This is a genomic window from Paraburkholderia dioscoreae, assembly GCF_902459535.1.
Lineage (GTDB): Bacteria > Pseudomonadota > Gammaproteobacteria > Burkholderiales > Burkholderiaceae > Paraburkholderia > Paraburkholderia dioscoreae.
On the sequence record NZ_LR699554.1, the window covers coordinates 827861 to 844604 of the forward strand.

Here is a 16744-nt window from a genome sequence, read left to right on the forward strand (position 1 = left end):
TGCAGCGTTTTTTCACGCACGGCCCGCTCGGGCGTTCAATGTCCAAACGACTCGGTCTTCGACGCGCTCACGTTCGCCACATGTGGCCGTGCCGCCTGCTTGATCAGCAACGCCACGCACGCAATCAGACCCGCCGCCGCGACCATCGCGAAGATGCCCGCGAAGGTGAAATGGCGGCGCGTAAGTTCGGCCACGAGGAACGAACCCGCAATGCCGCCGAAGCGTCCAATGCCGAGCATCCACGCCACGCCCGTGCCGCGGCCTTCGGTCGGATAGAACGCGGCGGCGAGCGCCGGCATCGACGATTGCGCGGTGTTCATCAACACGCCGGCCACGAATACGATGAACACGAGCGCGCCCACGTTGCCTACCGCCTGGCCGATGAAATACACGCTCACGGCCGTCAACGCATAGCAGGCCGCAATGATCCGGTTCGCGTTGAAGCGGTCCATCAGCACGCCGCACAGCACCGCGCCCACGCCGCCGAGCGGGAACAGCGCGGAAATCAGCGTCGCGCGTTGCGGCGTGAGTCCTGCGTCTTTCAGCAGGATCGGCATCCAGTTGATCGACGCGTAGAAGATGACGAGGCCCATGAAATAGGCAACCCACAGCATCACCGAGCCGATGATGTACGAGCGCGACAGCACCACGGCCACGCCCTTGCCGCCGGTTTGCGGCGCGGTTTCGGTCATGATGAAGGCGCCCGCTTGCGCGGCTTCGGCCGAAATGCGCGAGAGCGCCGCGCGAATCCGTTCGACCGGCTGGCTATTGGCCACCATGTAGCGCACCGACTCCGGCATCTGGATTACCAGCACGACCAGAAGCAACAGCGGAGTAATGCCGCCGAGCAGCAGCACGCTTCGCCAGCCGAAATGCGGAATCATCCACGCCGCGAGAAATCCGCCGAACGCGGCACCCAGCGGAAAGCCGCAGAACATCAGATTGATCACCGTCGCGCGGCGACGATCCGGGCAGTATTCGCCCATCATCGTCACGGCGTTCGGCATGGCCGCGCCGAGACCGACACCGGTGATGAAGCGCAGCGCGGTCAATTGTTCGATGCTGTTCGAGAAGGCCGAACCGAGGCACGCCACGCCGAACAGCAGCACGGCGCCGAGCAGCATGGAGCGCCGTCCGAGCCGGTCGGACAGTGGTCCCGAGCCGAGCGCGCCGCAGGCAAGACCGAACAGCGCCGCACTCAGCACAGGCGCGAGTGTCGGCCTTGTGATGCCCCATTCGGCGATCAGCGAAGGCGCAATGAAGCCGATCGCGGCCGTGTCAAAACCGTCCAGCAGGACAATGATGAAACACATGAAGAAGACGAGCCACTGGAACGGCGAAAACGGATGGTCGTTGATGAAGGTCTGAACGTTCACAGCGTGACTGCGACTCATGATGTGTCTCCTGGCTGCGGAATACGGAAAGGCCCGCCGTAACGAGCGGCCATTGCGCGGGCGAGCCGGTCGTCATTTGATTTCCGTTTCTAGTTTGTTCGTATGTAGAACCGTGATTCTTTATTCGAACAAACATCGAACTGTAAGTAATTCGACAACGAAGGGTCAACGCGGGATTACCCGACACTCTCGTGGATGCCCTCGAACCTCACGCCGCCTGCCCGCGAGTATTCGCCGCCGGTGTTCTCGCGCGCGAGCGTATGGTCCGCAAGCGCAGCGCCTACCTATTGCCTACCTATTGTGTAGCGTTCAGCTTCCGCCATAGCGTCGTCTTGCTGATGCCGAGCGCCTTACAGACCGCGTCGCGGTCGCCGTCGTGCGCGGCGAGCGCGGCGCGGATTTCGTCAGCTTCCACGTGACGGCTGCGCTCGCGCAGGGATAGCGCGGCTTTCCTGCCGCGCGCGTGGGGCCCGACGATTTCAGGCGCGACCGTGCGCAACATGTCGCGTGTGAAAGCGGCTTCCGTAGTGTCTTCGGGAACCGCGTCCGCGTCGGCGAGTTCCACGGCGATCCGTTCGATCACGTTCTGCAATTCGCGCACGTTGCCGGGCCACGCGTAACGTCTGAACGGTTCATCGAGTGCGGCGAGCAGGTGTTCGGCGGCGGCCGCGTCGGGCAAACGCGCGGCGAGCCTCGGTTCACGCGCCGCGGCTTGCAGCAGCAGTTCGACGGCGAGCGGCAGCAGATCGGTCGGCCGCTCGCGCAGCGGCGGCAGTGCGATGCTCAGAATGTTGAGACGGTAGTAGAGATCGGCGCGAAAGCTCCCTGCTTCGATGCCCTCGGTCAACGCGCGATGCGTCGCCGCGACCACGCGAATGTCGACCCGCGTGGGCTCGGTCGAACCGAGCCGCACGACTTCGCGCTCCTGCAGCACGCGCAGAAGCCGGCTTTGCAACGACAGCGGCATCTCGCCGATTTCATCCAGAAACAGCGTGCCGCGATGTGCCACTTCGATCAGCCCCGCCTTGCCGCCCTTGCGCGCGCCGGTGAACGCGCCTTCCTCGTAGCCGAACAGTTCGCTCTCCAGCAGCGCCTCGGGAAACGCGCCGCAATTGATCGCGACGAACGCGAAGTCGCGCCGCGCGCTCAGCTGATGCATGCTCTGCGCGACCATCTCCTTGCCCGTGCCGCTTTCGCCGAGGATCAACACGGTGGCGTCCGAGCGGGCATAGCGTTTGACGAGCGTGCGCACCCGTTCGATCGATTCGGACGCGCCGACGATATCGGCGAGCCGGTAACGCGCGCTGAACTGCTGCACACGCTGGCGCGAACGCAAGGTCCGGTCGAGCCGTTCCACCGCGCGCGATTCCTGAAACGTCAGCACGGTGCCCGCCGCCGAGCCGGTGCTGGCAAGCGGCCCGCGATGCACGACATAGCTCGCGCCGCGTACCGTGCAGAACGTGTCGCCGTCCGCGTCCGGCAGGCTGCCCGCGAGATCGGGCGCGAGTTCGAGCAGCACGCGGCCCACCGCATTCGCCGCATCTAGGCCGAGCACGCTCGCAAGGCGCTGGTTCATCGCTTCGACCCGCCCTTGCGCGTCGAGCGCGACGACGCCGTCGCGCAGATGCTGCAGCAGATTGTCGAGCCGTTGACGCCGAACCGTTTCCCGCCGTGTGGCCTGGGCGACTTCGAGCGCCGTATCGAAAGCCGCGCGCACCGAGGCGCGCGAGTAGAGAAACACCGCGCCCATGCCGGCATTCGCGGCCAGATCCGTGACCAGTCCGGGGCCGACCACCACGTCGATGCCGCGATCGCGCAGATCGAGCACGACGCTCTCCGCGTCCTGCGCCGATTGATAGGAAGCGAACGTGACGTCGAGTGCATAGGCTGCCGAGAAGCGCAGCACTTCGTCGGGCGTGTTGCCGTGCGTGACGAGTGCGACCTTCGCGCCGTCGCGGCGCGCGCGAGCGAGCGCGTGCATCACGTCGAAACCGGTCGGGCCGATCAGCACGACTGGCACTGAGACGCGCGTCTTCAGATACGCGCCGTTCGAGCCGCCGGCAATCACGACATCGGGACGACCCGCGCCCGCGGCTTCCACTTCGCGCACGGCGTCTTCGAAACCGTGCGCGACGATGCGCAGGTCCGCGCGTTCCACATATTCGCCGGCGATATCGAAAAACAGATCGCGCAGGCGGCTGATGCTGAGCGCCCAGATGCGGGGACGCTGGGCGGTTTCGAAAAGAGGTGTGCTCAAGGCGGGGCGGCTCGCGGCGGGGCTGGAAATGTCCGTCTATTATGCGCGCATCCATTTCTAATTTGAAATCAGCATTTCACTTGTGAAATCGATGGCGATCCGGCGAGGCCGGGAGTCTTTTGTTAAATCAGGCACTTAGCGCGCACTCGGGCGGCTGGCCCGTTCTTTGCGTTTTAAGGCCCGGTGAAGCATCCCCCATACATCTGGAATCTGGAGACAGTCATGAGCGAAGCAGATAACAGCACGCCGAACACGGGCGCGTTCAAACCGAAAAAATCCGTCGCCCTGTCGGGCGTGACGGCGGGCAACACGGCCCTTTGTACGGTCGGCAAGACCGGCAACGACCTGCACTACCGCGGCTACGACATTCTCGATATCGCCAGCGCCTGCGAATTCGAAGAGATCGCGTACCTGCTGGTTCACGAAAAGCTGCCGACGCAAGCCGAACTCACCGCGTACAAAACCAAGCTCAAGGCGCTGCGCGGCCTGCCCGCCAACGTCAAGGCCGCCCTCGAATGGATTCCGGCCGCCGCGCATCCGATGGACGTGATGCGCACCGGCGTGTCGGTGCTCGGCACCGTGCTGCCGGAAAAAGACGATCACAACCTGCCGGGCGCGCGCGACATCGCCGACAAGCTGATGGCCTCGCTCGGTTCGATGCTGCTGTACTGGTATCACTACTCGCACAACGGCAAGCGCATCGAGGTGGAAACCGACGACGATTCGATCGGCGGCCACTTCCTGCATCTGCTGCACGGCGTGGAGCCGTCGAGCGCATGGGTCGACGCGATGCACGTGTCGCTGAACCTGTACGCCGAGCATGAATTCAACGCGTCGACCTTCACGGGCCGCGTGATCGCGGGCACGGGATCGGACATCTATTCGGCGATCACCGGTGCGATCGGCGCGCTGCGCGGACCGAAGCACGGCGGCGCGAATGAAGTCGCGTTCGAGATCCAGTCGCGCTACCAGAACGCTGACGAAGCCGAAGCGGACATCCGCCGCCGCGTCGAGAACAAGGAAGTAGTGATCGGCTTCGGCCACCCGGTGTACACGATTTCGGACCCGCGCAACAAGGTCATCAAGGAAGTCGCGAAGACGCTCTCGAAGGAAGCGGGCAACACCAAGCTGTTCAGCATTGCCGAGCGGCTGGAGTCGGTGATGTGGGACGCGAAGAAGATGTTCCCGAATCTGGACTGGTTCAGCGCGGTCTCGTATCACATGATGGGCGTGCCCACCGCCATGTTCACGCCGCTCTTCGTGATCGCGCGTACGGCGGGCTGGAGCGCGCACATCATCGAGCAGCGTATCGACAACAAGATCATCCGTCCGAGCGCGAATTACACCGGGCCCGACGATCTGCCGTTCGTGCCGCTCGCAAAGCGTGTTTGACGACGCCGTGAGTACTGTTCGGCGCGCAAAGGGTCGACGCGCCAGGGCAAGTACTTTTCCTTCATTGCGTCTCGAGAGCGCGACGCAATGAAATTGGGCCTTGGCTCGCTGGAACCCCGAGCCAAGGCTGTTTTTTGCGGCGCGTCGACGTGAACGCCGGCAAATCCAACCGGCACACTGCCGCGAGCTTAAACTACACGTACCTGACCGGCCCGCCAGGGAAGCGCTAGAAAAAGGGGCAGCTGATTGTGATCGGCCGCCGCCATCGTCCCCGGATCATTACTGTTTTGTCCCCTACGCCATGAATACCGCAAACCGCAAACGCCTTCCCGGCACCCAGCTCGATTTCTTCGACACGCGTGCCGCCATCGAAGCCATTCAGCCCGGCGCATACGACAAGCTGCCGTACACGTCGCGCGTGCTGGCAGAGAATCTCGTGCGCCGCTGTGACCCGGTCACGCTCGTCGCGTCGCTCAAGCAGATCATCGAACGCAAGCGCGAACTGGATTTCCCGTGGTTCCCGGCGCGCGTGGTCTGTCATGACATTCTCGGCCAGACCGCTCTGGTCGACCTCGCCGGTCTACGCGACGCGATTGCCGCGCAAGGCGGCGATCCGGCAATGGTCAACCCCGTGGTGCCGACGCAACTGGTAGTCGACCATTCGCTCGCTGTCGAGTGCGGCGGCTTCGATCCGGATGCGTTCGCGAAGAACCGCGCGATCGAAGACCGCCGTAATGAAGACCGCTTCGACTTCATCAACTGGACCAAGCGCGCGTTCAGGAACGTCGACGTGATTCCGCCGGGTAACGGCATCCTGCATCAGATCAATCTCGAGCGCATGAGCCCGGTGGTGCAGGTGAAAGACGGCGTGGCTTTTCCCGATACGCTGGTCGGCACCGATTCCCATACGCCGATGGTGGACGCGCTCGGCGTGATAGCCGTCGGCGTGGGCGGACTCGAAGCGGAAAGCGTGATGCTGGGCCGCGCGTCGTATATGCGCCTGCCGGATATCGTCGGCGTGGAACTGACGGGCAAGCCGGGTGAAGGCATTACGGCGACCGACGTCGTGCTCTCGTTGACCGAATTCCTGCGCAAGGAAAAAGTGGTCGGCGCGTACCTCGAATTCTTTGGCCCCGGCACGGCCAACCTCACGCTCGGCGACCGCGCGACCATCGCCAACATGTCGCCTGAATTCGGCGCCACGGCCGCGATGTTCTATATCGACGAACAGACCATCAAGTACCTCAAGCTCACCGGCCGCGACGACGAGCTCGTCAAACTGGTGGAAACCTACGCGAAGGAAACCGGCCTGTGGGCGGACAGCCTCAAGCATGCGGAGTACGAACGCGTGCTGAAGTTCGACCTCTCCACCGTGGTGCGCACGCTGGCCGGTCCGTCCAATCCGCATCGCCGTCTGCCGGTGTCGGAGTTGGCGGCGCGCGGCATCAGCGGCAAGGTGGAGAACGAGCCTGGCCTGATGCCGGACGGTGCGGTGATCATCGCCGCCATCACGAGCTGTACGAACACCAACAATCCGCGCAACATGATCGCGGCCGGTCTGCTGGCGCGTAACGCGAACCGGCGCGGACTGACGCGCAAGCCGTGGGCGAAGACTTCGCTCGCGCCGGGCTCGAAGGCGGTCACGCTGTATCTGGAAGAAGCCGGGCTGTTGCACGATCTGGAGCAACTGGGCTTCGGCGTGGTCGCGTATGCGTGCACGTCGTGCAACGGCATGTCCGGTGCGTTGGACCCGGCGATCCAGAAAGAGATCGTCGATCGCGATCTGTATGCGACCGCCGTGCTGTCGGGCAACCGCAACTTCGACGGCCGCATTCATCCGTACGCCAAGCAGGCATTCCTCGCGTCGCCGCCGCTGGTGGTGGCTTATGCGATTGCGGGCACGATCCGCTTCGACATCGAGAAAGACGTGCTCGGTATCGACGCCGACGGTCATGCCGTCACGCTGAAGGACATCTGGCCGTCGGACGCGGAGATCGATGCGATCGTGGCGTCGAGCGTGAAGCCGGAGCAATTCCGCAAGGTGTACGAGCCGATGTTCGCGGTCACGGTCGACACGGGCGAGAAGGCCAGCCCGCTCTACGACTGGCGCCCCATGAGCACGTACATTCGCCGTCCGCCGTATTGGGAAGGCGCGCTCGCGGGTGAGCGCACGCTCAAGGGCATGCGCCCGCTGGCCGTGCTCGGCGACAACATCACGACCGATCACCTGTCGCCGTCCAACGCGATTTTGCCGAACAGCGCCTCGGGCGAATATCTGGCGAAGATGGGCCTGCCGGAAGAAGACTTCAATTCCTATGCGACTCACCGCGGCGACCATCTGACGGCACAGCGCGCCACCTTCGCGAACCCCACGCTGAAGAACGAGATGGTGCTCGAAGACGGCAAGGTGAAGGCGGGTTCGCTGGCGCGCATCGAGCCCGAGGGCAAGGTCACGCGCATGTGGGAAGCGATCGAAACCTATATGGAGCGCAAGCAGCCGTTGATCGTGATTGCCGGGGCCGATTATGGCCAGGGTTCGTCGCGTGACTGGGCGGCGAAGGGCGTGCGTCTTGCCGGCACGGAAGCGATCGTCGCCGAAGGGTTCGAGCGCATTCACCGCACGAATCTGGTGGGCATGGGCGTGCTGCCGCTGGAGTTCAAGCCTGGTGTAAACCGGCTCACGCTCGGTATCGACGGCACGGAAACCTTCGACGTGATCGGCGAGCGCAAGCCGCGCACGGACCTCACGCTGGTGATTCATCGCAAGAACGGCGAGCGCGTGGAAGTGCCGGTCACGTGCCGGCTCGATACTGCCGAAGAGGTCTCGATCTACGAAGCCGGCGGTGTGCTGCAACGTTTTGCGCAGGACTTCCTCGAATCGACGAAAGCGGCCGCTTGAGGCCGCCTGGTTTTCAGATCGCTTGAAGCAGCGAACGTTTTAACGCGGGACAGGGCGATACGGCGCGGCATGCCGTACGCCCTCTGCCGGAAGTCCCCTTGGGGACCGTCCGCCCACATCAGGACACGACTTTCATGGCCCACCAACCTCAGATCAAGATTGCCGCCACCTATATGCGCGGCGGCACCAGCAAAGGTGTGTTTTTCCGCTTGCAGGATTTGCCCGAGGCCGCTCAGGTGCCGGGCGCCGCGCGCGATGCGCTGTTGATGCGTGTGATCGGCAGCCCCGATCCGTACGGCAAGCAGATCGACGGCATGGGCGGCGCGACGTCGAGCACCAGCAAGACGGTGATCATCGCCAAAAGCGGCCGGCCCGATCACGACGTGGATTACCTGTTCGGGCAGGTGTCGATCGACAAGGCGTTCGTCGACTGGAGCGGCAATTGCGGCAATCTTTCGGCCGCCGTGGGACCGTTTGCGATCAGCGCGGGTCTCGTCGACCCGAGCCGGATTCCGCGCGATGGCGTGGCGACCGTGCGCATCTGGCAGGCGAACATCGGCAAGACGATCATCGGGCATGTGCCGATGACCAATGGCGCCGTGCAGGAAACCGGCGATTTCGAACTCGACGGTGTCACGTTTCCGGCCGCTGAAGTGCAACTCGAATTCATGGATCCGGCCGCGGAAGAAGAGGGCGCGGGCGGCTCGATGTTTCCGACCGGCAACCTGGTCGACGACCTCGAAGTGCCGGGTGTCGGCACGCTGAAGGCGACCATGATCAACGCGGGTATTCCGACCATTTTCGTGGATGCGGAATCGATCGGCTACAAGGGCACGGAATTGCAGGACGCCATCAATAGCGACGAAAAAGCGCTGGCGATGTTCGAAACCATTCGCGCGCACGGCGCGCTGCGCATGGGGCTGATCAAGCATCTCGACGAGATCGCGACGCGCCAGCACACGCCTAAGGTCGCGTTCGTTGCGAAGCCGGCCGACTATGTGGCGTCGAGCGGCAAGCGCATCAGCGCGGGTGACGTCGATCTGCTGGTGCGGGCGATGTCGATGGGCAAACTGCATCACGCGATGATGGGCACGGCCGCGGTGGCGATCGGCACGGCGGCGGCGATTTCGGGCACGCTGGTGAATCTCGCGGCGGGCGGCGGGGCGAAGAAGTCGGTGCGCTTCGGGCATCCTTCGGGAACCTTGCGGGTTGGCGCCGAGGCGAGCGAGAGCGGCGGAGAGTGGACGGTCACGAAGGCGATCATGAGCCGCAGCGCGCGGGTGTTGATGGAAGGCTGGGTGCGGGTGCCGCAGGAGAGGTGAGGAGCTTGCCGGCGCCGTCAGCATCATATCGACGATTCGCCGGCACGCGAGCTTGCGGACCTCCCGATTTCGTCCAGAAAGGACGAAGTCGGGAAGGAAAGCGGGTTTGGAGGTGCTGGGGCGAGGTAGCGGAAATCGGACCTGGGCGGCACGCCCGCTCACTTCACCCCGTGCTTCGCCTGCCATCCCTTCATAAACGCGATTTCTTCGTGCTGTGCCTTGATGATGTTCCTTGCCAGCCGCTTCAGCTCCGGATCCTTGCCGTATTTCAACTCGACCTGCGCCATTTCAATCGCGCCCTGATGATGCGGAATCATGTGCGCGACAAAATCCTTGTCGGCGTCGCCCGTGTAGTCGGCGCTCATGTCCTGCATCATTTTGTCGTCGGCGGCCTTGAACGCTTGCGTCGACTCGCCGGTGCCGGCGTCCGCCGAACCGGACATATCCATGCCGGGCATGGCCGCCGGTTGCTGGGCGTGGACGGGCGCGGCAGCGACAGCAAACGCAAAGCCGCCGACGAGACAGAGGGCACGAAAGGCGCGAAGGTTTTTCATAGCGGATGTCCATTGGGAAAAGGTTGTCTCGAACGACGCTGATGCAGGCAAGCGAAAACGGCGGCGTGCTCCCGCTTCCGCTTCCCGGCGGCGATCCTATCAGGTGGTCAGGCTTTCAGGTGATCAGGTTCTCAGCGACGGATGAAAGCCCGCCGCTTCGATGGCCTCGATGAATTGCGCGGGTGCCAGCGTCGACATGACCTTGACGATTTTAACGGGGAGATCGACTTCGAGCTTTGCAGCCGGGTCGAGACTCATGACAGCACGTGTGATGGCGTTGGCGCACCCGCCGCACGACATGTCCGGGACGGTGAATTCCATTTCCTACCTCCGATGAGAAGTCATGGCTTAAGCGTGAACCTTCCCACGGCGGTAAGGTCAAGCGTCTTTTTGCGGGCAGGTCGAAACCGTATCGCCGCACTAAAAGCGGGCACACGCGGCGTGGTCCCGGTCATACGATTTCCCGGAACCGCATGCTAGACTTCGTACCCATGTCCTGCTGGCGCAAACTCTTCATCGTCGTGCTGCTTGCGCTGAGCCTTCCGGTTCAGTCGTTCGCGGCCCTCTCCATGAAATGCGAGTCTTCGCATTACGTGGGCGATGGGGCGCCCACGCATCACGAGCATGCCGGTTCAATGGCTCAACATCATGACCATGCCGGGATGGAGGCCGCTCAAGCCGACCCTATCGCCGGTGCTCACCTTCAGCATTACAACCCGGGCAGCAGCGAGCATCACGTGCACGCTTGCTCCGCCTGCGCGTCCTGCTGTTTCGGCGGCGCGTTGCCGATCACGCCGGCGGCCTCTCTGTCCGCTAGCGCCATTCAGTTCGCTGTTCCTCTGCCTCCCGCTGTGCGCGTCGCGTCGTTTCTGACCGACGGCGTCGAACGTCCTCCCCGACTTCCTCTCGTCTAGTTCTCTCGCAGCCCCGCGCTGCGGTGTTCCATTTCGTCTCGATGGCGGCCGTGTGTCGTCCATCGGCACGGTCTACGACGAGACTATCCATGCGAATGTTCATTGCGGCGCTGCTCGGCGCGACGGCATATCTGCCGGCGCTCGTGCACGCCATGCCCATATTTCCCGATCCAGCGGATGCGGCCGTATCCGTGCCTGCGGTCGAGGTGCCGTCCGCCCTGGCCGATTATCGGCCGTACCGCGAGCAGCAAACAACGAGTTGGCAGGCGCTCAATCGCGCGGTGACCAATCCTTCTGATGGCGCTGGAATGAGCCACGGCACGATGCATTCGGGCGTCGATTCGGGCGTCAATCCGGGTATCGCCGAAGCCAAAGACGATGCCCACGGCTCCCACCACGAAGGGGCGGCAAAATGAGGCCGCGTGTGTTCCCATTTTCCCCCGCGATTGCAATTGCTATTGCAACGGCATTGCTCGCCGGCTGCACGACATTCTCAAAAGACGGCGGGTTCGGCACCGTTTCGACCGCGGCCTCAGAGCGGCTCGGCAAAGACGCCGTACTGATAAAAACGGATGAAGATCGACGCACCGCCGCCAGCCGCACGCAAGAACTGCTGTCCACGCCGCTCAGCATGGACGACGCGGTCCAGATCGCACTGCTGAACAACCGCGGTCTGCAGGCTTCGTATAGCGAGCTCGGCATCGCTGAAGCGGACCTCGTTCAGGCAGGCCGCCTGCCGAATCCCGGCTTCTCGTTCAGCCGCACGCATGGTGGCGATGACCTGAGTATCAGCCGCACATTCACGCTCGGCGTGCTACGGGTGCTGACAATGCCGCTGACGACGCGCATCGAAAGCCGCCGTTTCGAGCAGACCCGCTTGCTCACCGCGGACGCCATGCTCAAAGTCGCCGCCGATGCCCGGCGCGCCTACATCAACGCAGTTGCGGCCGGGCAATCGGCGGTCTACGCGGAGCAGGTGAAGGACTCGGCCGAGGCCAGCGCCGAACTCGCGTCACGCATGCAGCAGGCCGGCAATTTCAGCAAGCTCGATTACGCGCGCGAGCAGGCCTTTTACGCGGAAACGATGGCGCAAGTAGCAAGAGCGCGACAACAGTTGGTGTCCGCGCGAGAAAAGTTGACTCGCGCGATGGGGCTCTGGGGTTCGCAAGCACAGTACAAACTGCCTGCGCGTCTCCCCGATCTGCCAGCCACGCGCCCCGAACTGCACGATCTGGAAGCCTTCGCAATGCAGAACCGGCTCGACATCCAGGCCGCGAAGCTGCAAACGCAAAGCGTAGCCGGTGCACTGGGCTTGAGCAAGGCGACGCGTTTCATCAATGCGCTGGACGTCGGCTATCAGAACAATTTCACGACTTCGGACGGCCGCGAGCAGGGCTATGAGATCAGCGTCGAGATTCCCGTTTTCGACTGGGGCAGCGCCAAAGTGGCGCGTGCGGAAGCGATCTACATGCAGTCGGTGAATCGCCTTGCCGGGACCGCGATCGACGCGCGCTCCGAAGTGCGCGAATCGTATTCGGCCTACGTGTCCGGCTACGACCTGGCGAAGCACTATCGGGACGAAGTCGTGCCGGTGCGCAAAACCATCTCCGATGAACTGCTGCTTCGCTACAACGGCATGCTCGCGAGCGTGTTCGAACTGCTGGCCGATTCACGCGAGCAGATCGGCGCGGTGAATAGCGCTATCGACGCGCTGAAAGACTACTGGCTCGCGCAAACCGATTTGCAACAGGCGCTCGGCGGCCGGTTGCCGGTTGCTGCTATCGCGACGCCGCTCGCATTCACGACGCAAGCGGCGTCGTCCACTGAATCGGAAGGTCAATGACATGGTGTCACGTCGACATTTTATCGGCGGCTCGGGAGCCGCTTTGCTAGGCGCCGCGCTGGTCAGCAAGGCCGGCGCCGCGTCGCTGCCCGAAGCGCCCACGATGGCCACGGCCGCCATGCAGGCGCCGCGCGCGCCGTCGAATGGCCGGCCTTACACGCCGGTCGCCACGCTCAACGGATGGTCGCTGCCGTGGCGCATGAAGAACGGCTGGAAGGAGTTTCATCTGACCGCGGAACCGGTGGTGCGCGAACTCGCGCCGGGCATGAACGCGAATCTATGGGGTTACAACGGCCAGGCGCCTGGGCCGACCATCGAGGCGGTTGAAGGCGACAAGGTGCGCATTTTCGTGACCAACCGGTTGCCGGAGCACACCACGGTCCACTGGCACGGCATGCTGCTGCCGTGCGGCATGGATGGCGTGGGCGGCCTCACGCAGCCGCACATTCCGCCGGGCAAGACGTTCGTGTACGAATTCCGGCTGGAAAAGCCCGGCACCTTCATGTATCACCCGCACGCCGACGAGATGGTGCAGATGGCAATGGGCATGATGGGCATGTTCATCGTTCATCCGAAAGATCCGGGCGTGATGCAGGTGGACCGCGACTTCGTGTTCGTCATGTCCGCCTACGATATCGATCCGGGCAGCTTCACGCCGCGCGTGAACGAGATGACCGACTTCAATATGTGGACATGGAACGCGCGCGTGTTTCCGGGCATCGATCCGTTGCCGGTGCGTGCGGGCGATCGCGTGCGTATCCGCGTCGGCAATCTGACGATGACCAATCACCCGATTCATCTGCACGGCTATCACTTCGAAGTAGTGGGCACGGACGGCGGCTGGATTCCGCCTTCCGCGCGCTGGCCCGAGGTCACGGCCGATATCGCAGTCGGGCAGATGCGTGCTATCGAGTTCACGGCGAATCGTCCGGGCGACTGGGCGTTTCATTGCCACAAGTCGCATCACACGATGAACGCGATGGGGCATCAGGTTCCGAACATGATCGGCGTGCCGCAGAAAGACCTGGCGAAACGTATCAACCGGCTGGTGCCCGACTATATGGCGATGGGTAGCACGGGCGGTTCGATGGGCGCAATGGAAATGCCGCTGCCCGACAACACACTGCCGATGATGACCGGCACCGGACCATTCGGCGCGCTCGAAATGGGCGGCATGTTCACGGTGGTGAAAGTACGCGAAGGGTTAGGGCGAGACGATTACCGCGATCCGGGCTGGTTCGCGCATCCCAAGGGAACAGTGGCTTATGAATATACCGGCGAGTTGCCGGACGGTTGATGTCGTGACGAACATATTTAACTTTGGCGAGGGTGAGATGAAGAATGTATTGATTTCGATGATGACGGTTTGCATGCTGACGATTTCCGCTTCGAGCTATGCGGCGGAACCGGCGAGCCATGCAGCGGCGAGTGCGGACGGCGCTCAGGTGGGCGGTGACGCGAAGGCCGGTATGTCGCATGGCGAGGTCAGGAAAGTGGATCTGGCTGCCGGCAAGCTGACCATCAGGCATGGTCCTTTGGAAAACCTCGGCATGGATGCGATGACCATGGCGTTCAAGGTGAAAGATCCGGCAATGCTCTCGCAGGTCAAGTCCGGAGATAGCATCGACTTCGTCGCTGAAGAGGTGGACGGGGCGCTGACGGTGATGAAACTGGAGAAGCGATAGCGGGCCCGGCGTGCCTGCCCGGCCCCGCTGAGCCAGACGGCAAGCGTTTCCCGGACGGCAAGGCAGCTTGGGCAGGCATGGTCGAGGTCTCTCACGGGAAGTCTTACCGCCTCTTTTGTGCGGTAGCTCACCAAGTCGAGCCGAACTTACTCGACGCGCGCTTTTGAAATGTTATTCTCGGGCGTCGTGAACTTCATTGTGCACAGACGCGGGCGACTTCAAAGAATACCTAGATCCCATCAGGAGACGGGCATGCTGAGAAAGGTAGTCGATCGGGCGAAAAAGATCCGACGCAGCGAGGGGTTCAAGCATTCCGTGGCCACACCACGTCGCATTTCGCTTCATGCTACACAGCGTTTGAACAGGGGAATCTTTGCCATTGAAATTCAGGAGAACTCCGGTTTTTTCTCCGTGATGCAAATGGTCCTGTTTATCCTGATGTATTGCGAAGAGAAATGCCTGTCGCCGTGCATTAGTGCTCGCGGTGGGCTCTACGGCGATCCTGAAGGAAAGATGGACTGGTTCTCGGCCTTCTTCGATTCCATGCATGGCGAGGCCACGGCGTCGCTCACCCGCAAGGTGAGAAAGTCTACGGTTCGCGATCTCGTGCAACTGGGATTTCGTCAACGCTACGAGGCCCGGCTTCAACTCGGGAGCGCCAGCGAGCTATTCTTCGCACATTACCGGCCAGCGGGCCATATTCAGGACGAGGTCGACACCATCTGCCGGCAACTCGAAATCGGCATGTCGACGCTCGGCGCGCATTTCAGAGGCACGGACAAGACGCTGGAAGCCATTCCGGTTTCATGGAGCGATTTCTGTCGCCACATGGAAACGACGCTCGCTGAAAACCCGCACCTCACTAACATTTTCGTTTCAAGCGACGAACAGGCCTTTCTCGACTTCTTCGTTGCCTGGCCATTTCGCAAGCCGGTCAAGGTGGCGCCCGCGAAATTGCTCGCGAGCGGCAACACGCCGGTTCATTTCAGCGGCTACCCTGGGCTCGAAATCGGTCGTGAAGCATTGGTCTGCAGTCTGCTGTTATCCCGTTGCGGATATCTGGTGAAGACGCCATCGTATCTATCGGCATGGTCCCGAATATTCAACCCGTCGCTGCCGGTGAAACTCGTATCGCCGCCGCGGCCGGATGCATTCTGGTTTCCGGACAGCCGGCTCTGGCTCGAACAGGTGGCGCAAGACAAAGCGGCCTGAAAACGGACGCTTTCTGCTGTCTCGCGGTCGTGACATTGATCGGAAGATTGACGGGCATATAATCAAAGCCCGCGAGATCTATCGTGACTGCAAAGAGGCCTTCAGCATGTACATTGCCATGAACCGTTTCAAAGTGACGCCCGGATCCGAAGCCGCTTTCGAACATCTCTGGACAACGCGCGATACGCATCTGAAAGAGGTGCCGGGCTTCGTGGAATTTCATCTTCTGAAGGGGCCACAGAAGGAAGATCACGTTCTGTATTCCAGCCATACGATATGGAACGACTACGCGTCCTTCGAAGGCTGGACGAAATCCGAGGCCTTTCGCGCGGCGCATCGCAACGCCGGTGGAGACAACCGGGTGCTCTATCTCGGACATCCGGAATTCGAAGGCTTCGAGGTCATTCAGACCGTCAAATGAACGCGTGACTTCGGCTATTGGGCCGCGTACGTCACCCAAGGGGCGCCTTGCGTTGGGTTTCGTTCGCGGCCGCGAGCGCAGTTCAAAACCGGCGATCCGTTCATGGTGGGCGCTCGTGCACGACGGCACCAGCAGGACGACCTAGCCGCGCCCGCCGAGGTCGGCGAAAGTCACACTGCGTGCCTCGCACGCATCGGTAAAAACCGTGTCGTAGCTCGAGAAAAACACCGTGCGCGTTTGCGCGAGGGTTCTGAACAGATCAACCAGTACGGCGCGCGCGGCGGCGTCGAGTCCCCCGACGGGTTCGTCCGCGATCAGAACGCGGGTCTCACCGAGCACGGCAGCAGTCAGGAAAATCTTCTTGCGCGTACCGAACGACATCTGCTCGAAGCGTTTGTCGAGATGCGGCGTCAGGCCGAAGCGGTCCGCGAGGTCCAGGGTATCGCCCGTTACCGCGGTTTTTCTCGCCGATGCCACCTTGTTCAGATATTCGCGACCGGTCTGATCCGGATAGGTCATGCAGTCTTCGGGCACGTAAGTGAGCACGGATTTCGCGGCGAGCGGCGCAGTGCGCAACGAATGGCCGCCGAGCCACACCTCGCCGGCGTCGGGCTCGATCGTGCCCGCAAGGAGGCCGAGTAAGGTCGATTTGCCGCTGCCGGACTCATCGTTCAACGCCACGCATCCGGAGGTGATGTCGTCATGCAGTCCCTGAAAGATGAGGCGTTCGCCGTAGCGCTTGCTGAGGTTTTCGAATCGAAGCATGGGTTGGAGCGTGTGCCGGGTGTCTTTTACAGGGTAGCGTGGCGCAAGTGTAGCAGCGTGGGTGGCCTCCGCCGTCGCCTCGAAGC

General features: G+C 62.6%; 15 protein-coding genes. 10 read left to right on the top strand and 5 right to left on the bottom strand.

Features of this window, described 5'->3' with window-relative positions:
• Nucleotides 1–35: 35 nt before the first annotated feature.
• Both PDMSB3_RS23880 and prpR read right to left on the bottom strand, forming a co-directional pair.
• Nucleotides 36–1394: an MFS transporter gene (locus tag PDMSB3_RS23880; protein ID WP_165187960.1), complete on the bottom strand. Its 1359-nt coding sequence runs from the start codon at nt 1392–1394 to the stop codon at nt 36–38.
• Nucleotides 1395–1689: 295 nt separating this feature from the next.
• Complete coding sequence (gene prpR, locus PDMSB3_RS23885; protein WP_165187962.1) at nt 1690–3651, bottom strand: propionate catabolism operon regulatory protein PrpR; 1962 nt, start codon at nt 3649–3651, stop codon at nt 1690–1692.
• A 222-nt stretch (nt 3652–3873) separates the two neighbouring features.
• Between prpR and prpC the strand changes: the two genes are divergently transcribed.
• The 3 genes from prpC to prpF all read left to right on the top strand — a co-directional run bounded on the left by prpC (nt 3874) and on the right by prpF (nt 9264).
• The gene (gene prpC / locus PDMSB3_RS23890) at nt 3874–5043 is read left to right on the top strand and encodes a bifunctional 2-methylcitrate synthase/citrate synthase (protein WP_007176479.1); all 1170 of its coding nucleotides are present in this window, start codon (nt 3874–3876) and stop codon (nt 5041–5043) included.
• Nucleotides 5044–5344: 301 nt separating this feature from the next.
• Nucleotides 5345–7942 carry a Fe/S-dependent 2-methylisocitrate dehydratase AcnD gene (gene acnD / locus PDMSB3_RS23895; protein ID WP_007176480.1) on the top strand — a complete coding sequence of 866 codons (2598 nt, stop codon included), beginning with the start codon at nt 5345–5347 and terminating at the stop codon, nt 7940–7942.
• Nucleotides 7943–8076: 134 nt separating this feature from the next.
• Entirely contained in the window at nt 8077–9264 is a 1188-nt protein-coding gene (gene prpF / locus PDMSB3_RS23900; protein WP_165187964.1) for a 2-methylaconitate cis-trans isomerase PrpF, read from the top strand.
• A gap of 158 nt (nt 9265–9422) precedes the next feature.
• Here prpF and copM read toward each other — a convergent pair whose 3' ends face one another.
• The gene (gene copM / locus PDMSB3_RS23905) at nt 9423–9818 is read right to left on the bottom strand and encodes a CopM family metallochaperone (protein ID WP_007176482.1); all 396 of its coding nucleotides are present in this window, start codon (nt 9816–9818) and stop codon (nt 9423–9425) included.
• Between the two features lie 123 nt (nt 9819–9941).
• Entirely contained in the window at nt 9942–10139 is a 198-nt protein-coding gene (locus PDMSB3_RS23910; protein WP_165187966.1) for a heavy-metal-associated domain-containing protein, read from the bottom strand.
• A 152-nt stretch (nt 10140–10291) separates the two neighbouring features.
• Here PDMSB3_RS23910 and PDMSB3_RS23915 point away from each other — a divergent pair, with 152 nt between their 5' ends.
• From PDMSB3_RS23915 to PDMSB3_RS23945, 7 genes are all read left to right on the top strand, one after another.
• On the top strand, nt 10292–10732 hold the full coding sequence (locus tag PDMSB3_RS23915; protein ID WP_007176484.1) for a hypothetical protein: 441 nt from the start codon (nt 10292–10294) through the stop codon (nt 10730–10732).
• Nucleotides 10733–10821: 89 nt separating this feature from the next.
• Nucleotides 10822–11148 (top strand): hypothetical protein, encoded by a 327-nt coding sequence (locus PDMSB3_RS23920; RefSeq protein WP_007176485.1) that lies wholly within the window; start codon nt 10822–10824, stop codon nt 11146–11148.
• Entirely contained in the window at nt 11145–12575 is a 1431-nt protein-coding gene (locus PDMSB3_RS23925; RefSeq protein ID WP_165187968.1) for a TolC family protein, read from the top strand. Before PDMSB3_RS23920 ends, PDMSB3_RS23925 begins: the two co-directional genes overlap by 4 nt.
• A gap of 1 nt (nt 12576) precedes the next feature.
• Complete coding sequence (locus PDMSB3_RS23930; RefSeq protein WP_007176487.1) at nt 12577–13872, top strand: multicopper oxidase family protein; 1296 nt, start codon at nt 12577–12579, stop codon at nt 13870–13872.
• A gap of 37 nt (nt 13873–13909) precedes the next feature.
• Entirely contained in the window at nt 13910–14260 is a 351-nt protein-coding gene (locus PDMSB3_RS23935; protein ID WP_007176488.1) for a copper-binding protein, read from the top strand.
• A gap of 252 nt (nt 14261–14512) precedes the next feature.
• The gene (locus PDMSB3_RS23940; RefSeq protein ID WP_007176489.1) at nt 14513–15472 is read left to right on the top strand and encodes an O-fucosyltransferase family protein; all 960 of its coding nucleotides are present in this window, start codon (nt 14513–14515) and stop codon (nt 15470–15472) included.
• A gap of 106 nt (nt 15473–15578) precedes the next feature.
• Entirely contained in the window at nt 15579–15893 is a 315-nt protein-coding gene (locus PDMSB3_RS23945) for an antibiotic biosynthesis monooxygenase family protein (RefSeq protein ID WP_007176490.1), read from the top strand.
• Between the two features lie 141 nt (nt 15894–16034).
• Here PDMSB3_RS23945 and PDMSB3_RS23950 read toward each other — a convergent pair whose 3' ends face one another.
• Nucleotides 16035–16658 carry an ABC transporter ATP-binding protein gene (locus tag PDMSB3_RS23950; protein WP_035516493.1) on the bottom strand — a complete coding sequence of 208 codons (624 nt, stop codon included), beginning with the start codon at nt 16656–16658 and terminating at the stop codon, nt 16035–16037.
• Between the last annotated feature and the right edge of the window lie 86 nt (nt 16659–16744).